This is a genomic window from Hyphomonas sp. (genome assembly GCF_037969335.1).
Taxonomy (GTDB): domain Bacteria; phylum Pseudomonadota; class Alphaproteobacteria; order Caulobacterales; family Hyphomonadaceae; genus Hyphomonas.
On the sequence record NZ_JBBKXE010000142.1, the window covers coordinates 21,570 to 27,689 of the forward strand.

5 protein-coding genes are annotated in these 6,120 nt (G+C 63.2%); all 5 read left to right on the plus strand.

Annotated elements, in window-relative coordinates:
* Positions 1–13 precede the first annotated feature (13 nt).
* Entirely contained in the window at positions 14–901 is an 888-nt protein-coding gene (mreC, locus tag AADA04_RS10770; protein ID WP_340693269.1) for a rod shape-determining protein MreC, read from the plus strand.
* A complete protein-coding gene (locus AADA04_RS10775; RefSeq protein ID WP_340693270.1) occupies positions 901–1,452 on the plus strand; it encodes a hypothetical protein in 552 nt (183 codons plus the stop codon). The genes mreC and AADA04_RS10775 overlap by 1 nt, the downstream gene beginning before the upstream one ends.
* Entirely contained in the window at positions 1,449–3,380 is a 1,932-nt protein-coding gene (gene mrdA, locus AADA04_RS10780; protein WP_340693271.1) for a penicillin-binding protein 2, read from the plus strand. The genes AADA04_RS10775 and mrdA overlap by 4 nt, the downstream gene beginning before the upstream one ends.
* Complete coding sequence (gene rodA / locus AADA04_RS10785) at positions 3,377–4,582, plus strand: rod shape-determining protein RodA (protein WP_340693272.1); 1,206 nt, start codon at positions 3,377–3,379, stop codon at positions 4,580–4,582. Before mrdA ends, rodA begins: the two co-directional genes overlap by 4 nt.
* An 82-nt stretch (positions 4,583–4,664) precedes the next feature.
* Entirely contained in the window at positions 4,665–6,080 is a 1,416-nt protein-coding gene (locus AADA04_RS10790; RefSeq protein ID WP_340693273.1) for a sodium-dependent transporter, read from the plus strand.
* Positions 6,081–6,120: the final 40 nt, after the last annotated feature.

Consider the following 6,120-nt stretch of genomic DNA (forward strand, 5'->3'; position numbering starts at 1 on the left):
GGAAACAGGGCGAATGGCGCGCCTAAGCCGCTCAGGTCAGAAACCCGGCAAACGCTCTGCAAAGCGTCTGATTCTCTTTGTCTTCATTTTCGGTGCCGCTGCGCTCGTTGTGGCGCAGTCCGCCCCCCAGATCCGTCACGTTTTCGACCCGGTGCGCACCGCCGCCGGCGACCAGCTCGGTGGCAGCGACAGTATCAGTCTCTGGGCCCGCGTCACCGGCCAGGCGGCGCGCGAACGCCGCATCCGCGACCTTGAATCCGAAGTGCGCGAACTGTCGCGCTACAAGGCGGCGGCCATCTCCATGGCCGAACGCCTCGAGGCCTACGAAAACATTCTCAACCTGATGGGCGAACCGCCGGTGCGCGGCGTCACGGCCCGCGTCACCGCCGAAAGCGACGGTCCCTTCGCGCAGACCCTGCTGGCCAATGCCGGCCGGGCGCAGGGCGTCGATCCGGGCGCCATTGCGCTGAATGAAGGCGGCCTCGTCGGACGCGTCATCCAGCTCGGCGAATATTCCTCGCGCATCCTCGTCATTACCGACTTCAACAGCCGCGTCCCGGTCATGGGCGAAGTCAGCGGCGTCCGCGCCATCCTGTATGGGGGCCGCGACGGCCTCGGCAGCCTGACAGATATGCCAGAGCGCACCGGATTCATCGAGGGCGAACGCATTCTCACCTCCGCCGAAGGCGGGGCCTTCCCGCGCGGCCTCGTCGTGGGCGAAGCCCGTCTCCTCGGCGGCGACTGGCGCGTCAAATTCGGCATGGCCAACCGGTCGGGCGGATACGTCCAGATGGTGCCGCCGCCGCTGATCGAGACGCCCGCAGCAATTGTGGAAATCCCTGCATCGGACGCGACAGATAATCCGGCCCAGGCCAGTGCAGCCCAGGGGGTGCGCCAGTAATGGCCCGCCGCAAGTCCGGTCGTCCGAGCAAGAGCCTTTGGTCGCAAACCGGCCCCACGCCCCGCCTCCTGTTCGGCGCCTTCGCCATCGCCGCCATCGGCCTGCTCGGCCTGACGCCGAAAACCCTGTTCGGCCTGTCCATCGCATGGCCCTATGCCGCACTCTGGGGCGCTGTCGGCTGGGGCCGTGTCGGCCTGTCCCTGCGGCCCATGGTGATCCTCATCGTCTTCGGCCTGATCCAGGATATCAGCTTCAACGCGCCGCTCGGCTGCTTCGTGATCGTCAATCTCGTCGTCTACGGGTTCAGCGCATGGATCGCCTCCATGTTCGATGTCATGCACGAGCCGCTCGTCGCCGTGATCGCGCCGGTCCTGCAATTCGTCTCGGGGTTCCTCGTGCTCTGGCTGATGGCTAGTGCGCTTGAGGACCATGCCGTGCGTGCCACCCCGCTGGTGGCGGCCTTCCTGACGACGGGCGTCATCTACGCGATCGCCCACAAGATGTTCGACCTTGGCCGCGCGCCGGGCCAGCCGGTGGGGCAGGCAACATGAAAACCAAGCGCAGCATCGAGGATGATTTCAGCCGCCGCATGGTCCTTGCGGCGGGGGCAGGCGGTGTCGTCTGGGCCGGTCTCGTGGCCCGTCTGTTCCAGCTCCAGGTGCTCGAGCGCGAGAAATACCAGGCGGCCGCCGAAGACAACCATATCAAGCTCGCTCTGGCACCGCCCCAGCGCGGACGCATCCTCGACCGGTTCGGCAAGCCGCTGGCCTCCCACCGGCGCGCTGGCCGCGTGTCGATCGTACCGGAGCAGACACATGATCCGGCCGGTACACTCGCCCAGATCGCCGCCCTGATCGACCTGCCGGACGAGCGCATCGAGAAGATTACCCGCGAAATCACCGCCAGCCGGCGGCGCAATGCCGGCTTCGTGCCGGTGATCGTGGCCAATGAACTGACCTATGAAGACTTTGCCCGCATGAACGTCCATGCGGCCGAGATCCCCGGCATCCAGGTCGAGATGGCGCTGACCCGGTCGTATCCGCGCGGGCGCGACCTTGCCCACGTCCTCGGCTATGTCGCCCGTGCCAGCCAGGATGATCTCACCCGCCTGTCGTCCGGCATGGTCGAAGATGAAGCCAAACGCCTCGAAAAACTGTTCCGCCACCCCGACATGCGCACCGGTCGCCAGGGCATGGAGCGCTTTGCCGAGGAATGGCTGCGCGGCAAGCCGGGTTTCCGCAAACTGGTCACCAATGCCCATGGCCGCGTGATTGAAGAGATTCCCGACGAGAAGTTCGCGCCGGTTCCGGGGAAAGACCTCTACGTCACCATCGATTCCGAGCTGCAACGCGCCGCCATTGAACGCTTCGGCGATGAGAGTGGCGCGGCCGTCGTGCTCGACATCGAAACCGGCGACGTGCTGGCCATGGTCTCCACGCCAGCCTTCGATCCCAATGATTTCGTCAACGGCATTTCAGGCACGGCCTATGCCGAGTTGCGCGACAATCCGCGCTCGCCGCTCTATCCCCGCGCCCATGGCGGCGTGTATCCGCCGGGCTCGACCTTCAAGATGGTGGTGGCAACGGCCGCGCTCGAATCCGGCGCCGTCAAGCCGACCGACCGCGTGCATTGCAACGGCTACTACCATTTCGGCAATCGTACCTGGCACTGCTGGAAAAAGGGCGGCCACGGCTCGATGGATATGCACAATGGCATCAAGCACTCGTGCGACGTCTATTTCTACGAGACAGCCCGGCGCACGGGCGTTGAACAGATCGCGGCCACCGCCCGCAAGTTCGGCTTCGGTGAAGCCTGGACGCTCGGCATGACCGGTGCGCGCGGCGGCCTTGTGCCCGATCCCGAGTGGAAACAACGGGTCATGGGCGAGCCCTGGTATGAGGGCGAGACCCTGAACTTCGGCATTGGCCAGGGCCAGCTTGGCGTCACGCCGCTGCAACTTGCCCTGATGACGGCGCGCATCGCCAATGAGGGCCACAGTTTCAAACCGAAACTGGTCGGCCTCGGCCCCAAGTCGGAAGATGACGGCATTCTCGACGCGCCGCTCGATGCCGAGATCATGCAGCGCATGAAGGCCGGCATGTTTGGTGTCACGTCCGAAGGGGGCGGCACGGCCTATCGCTCGGGCGATCTTGGCCTTGGCGGGCCGCGCCTCGCCGGCAAGACCGGTACCGCCCAGGTGCGCCGCATCACGAAAGCCGAACGCGACAAGGGCGTCCGCAAGGGCGTCAACATTGAGCGGGAATTGCGCGACCACGCGCTCTTCGTCGCCTATGCCCCGGCGGACGATCCGAAATATGCCATCTCTGTTGTTGTCGAGCATGGTGAAGGCGGCTCGTCGACGGCCGCACCTCTGGCGCGCGACATCCTCCATTTTGCCCTCAAGAACGATAGCCGCCGCAAGGCGGTCTATGGCAAGACAGCATCGATCACGCCAGCCGGGACGGGAGAGCCGACATGAGTCGCGACGGCTATACCGGTTTCAGTCGTGGCGAAGCCCGCACCCGCACCGCTCGTTCGCTCTCGTTCGAGAATGTCGGCGCGCTCGGCAAGCTGGCGAAACTGCCCTGGGGTTTCATCCTGCTGATCGTTGCCATGGCGCTCACCGGCGTCGCGATGCTCTATTCCTCCGCGCACACCAATCCGGGTGAAGCCAATCTCTGGCACCTGCAGCTGACGCGCTTCGGGATGAGCTTTGTCATGATGCTGGTCATGGCCCTCCTGCCTTTGTCACTCTGGCGCACATTGGCGATCCCGGCCTATGCTTTCACTATCGTTCTGCTCATCCTTGTCGAAGTGATGGGCGTTACGGGGGGCGGCGCGCAGCGCTGGTTGCAGATTGGCCCGGTCGCTGTCCAGCCGTCTGAATTTGCCAAACTCGCCACGACCATGGCGCTGGCCTGGTATTATGACCGCGTCATCACGCCGACATCCGGGCGAATTCTCATTCATATCGGCGCGCTCGTCATCATGCTGATTCCGGCCACACTGATTTTCAAGCAACCGGATTTCGGCACCACGCTCGCGCTGATTGCATCCGGCGGTGTGGTGATTTTCCTCGCGGGCCTGTCGCTGCGCGTCATCCTGTTCGGTGTGATTGCCGGTATCGCCGCGGTGCCGGGCATCTATTTCGTGCTGGCCGATTACCAGCGCGAACGCGTCGATACATTCCTGGCCCAAATGTCCGGCGAATCGACCAATGCGCTGGGTGAGAGCTACCAGATCGAACAGGGCCTGATCGCGATCGGCGGCGGGGGATTCAACGGCAAGGGGTGGCTCCAGGGCATCCAGTCCCAGCAGGACTATGTGCCCGAACAGCATACCGACTTCATCCTCACGGTGATCGGCGAGGAATTCGGCTTCCTCGGCACGACGACACTCCTGCTCGGTTTCGCGGTCATTCTCGGCTGGGCCTTCTATTCCGCATCCCAGTCGCAAAGCTGGTTCGGGCGCCTCGCCTCGGCCGGTGCGGCGGCGACGGTCGCGTTCTATATCGTGTTCAATGTCGGTATGGTTATCGGTCTCCTGCCGGTCGTCGGCATGCCCCTGCCGCTGATATCCTATGGCGGTACAGCCATGCTCACGACCATGGCCTGCTTCGGCCTGATCCTGTCGGCGCATATGCACAGGGACGAAAAACTCTCATCGACGGGGCTCATCTGACCCGCTAACAGAACCCAGAATTGATTTCTATGCCGCGAACGCTAGGGTCGCGCGAAAATAATTACCCGGGGAGAGGGAACATATGGCAGGCATTGGTCGCAAGACAGATACGTGGAGTTCGCGTTTCGGATTCATCATGGCGGCCATCGGCTCGTCGGTCGGTCTCGGAAATTTCTGGCGGTTTCCCTATACCGCAGGTGAAGAGGGCGGTGGCGCCTTCATCATGATCTACCTGTTCTGCGTCCTCCTGATCGGCCTGCCGCTCCTGATGGCGGAATATGCCATGGGCCGGAAATCCGGCATGTCGGCCATTGAGGGCTTCCAGTCGCTCGCCCGCGCCGAAAGCAAGAGCCAGAACTGGGGCATCGCGACCTGGATCGGTACGCTCACAGCCTTCTTCATCAGCACGTTCTACGTCGTGATTTCGGCCTGGCTGCTGGCCTTTTTCATTCAGTCCTTTGGCGGCTATTCCGGCATGGATGCAGCCGCGTCCGGCCAGAACTTCAACGACATGATCGGGCAGGGGGAACATCCACTTCGCTCGAAATGGTATATTCTCTTCCTTCTGGCCTGTTTCATTGGCGCAAATGTCTTCGTGGTCGGGCGCGGGGTCAAAGGCGGCATCGAGCGCGCTTCGACGATCCTGATGCCGGCTTTCTTCGTGATGCTTGTCATCGTCGTCGGGTTTGCCGTGATGAATGGCGACACGGCCCGCGCTGCGGCCTTCATCCTTGAGCCGAAATGGGAAGATGTCGGGTTCGGCACATTCCTCGCCGCCCTCGGTCAGGCCTTCTTCTCGATTGGCGTCGGTGTCGGCCTGATGGTCACTTACGGCGCCTACCTGTCGAAAGACACCAATATCCCGCGCTCCTCGCTGATCATTGTCGGGTCTGACACGCTGGTCGCGATGATCGCCGGTTTCGCCATCTTCCCGATCGTGTTTGCCGCAGGGCTTGATCCGGCTGGCGGGCCCAGCCTGTTCTTCGTTTCGATGCCGGTCGCGTTCGGTGCCATTCCGGGCGGAGAGATATTCGCTTCGGTCTTCTTTGCGCTCGCGCTTTTCGCGGCGTTCACGTCGGCGATTTCGCTGATGGAAGTCAGCGTCTCATGGCTCGAGGAACGTCAGGGCGTCACACGCTTCGGCGCGGCGCTCGGCATCGGCTTCTCGATGTTCATGATCGGCGCGGCTTACGTCTTCTCGCTCGAATATCTCGACTTCATGGACTTCATGACCGAAGGGCTCCTCCTGCCGCTCGGTGGCTTGCTGACGGTGACGTTCGCCGGCTGGATTCTCAGCCGGGACATGCTGACCTCGGAACTGGGCGAAGGCATGATCATGAATGTCTGGCGGTTCCTGATGCGCTGGTTCGTGCCGCCCTTCATCGCGATCATTCTGGTCTTCGGCTTCATGGACAAGATCCAGGACACGTACAACGTGCCGCTGCCCGGCATCCTGACCATGCTGCTCGGTCCCAACGTCGTCATGCCCACGGAATAGGGTCGCACCACGCCCTCACCACCCCCTTACCGCCTCCGTC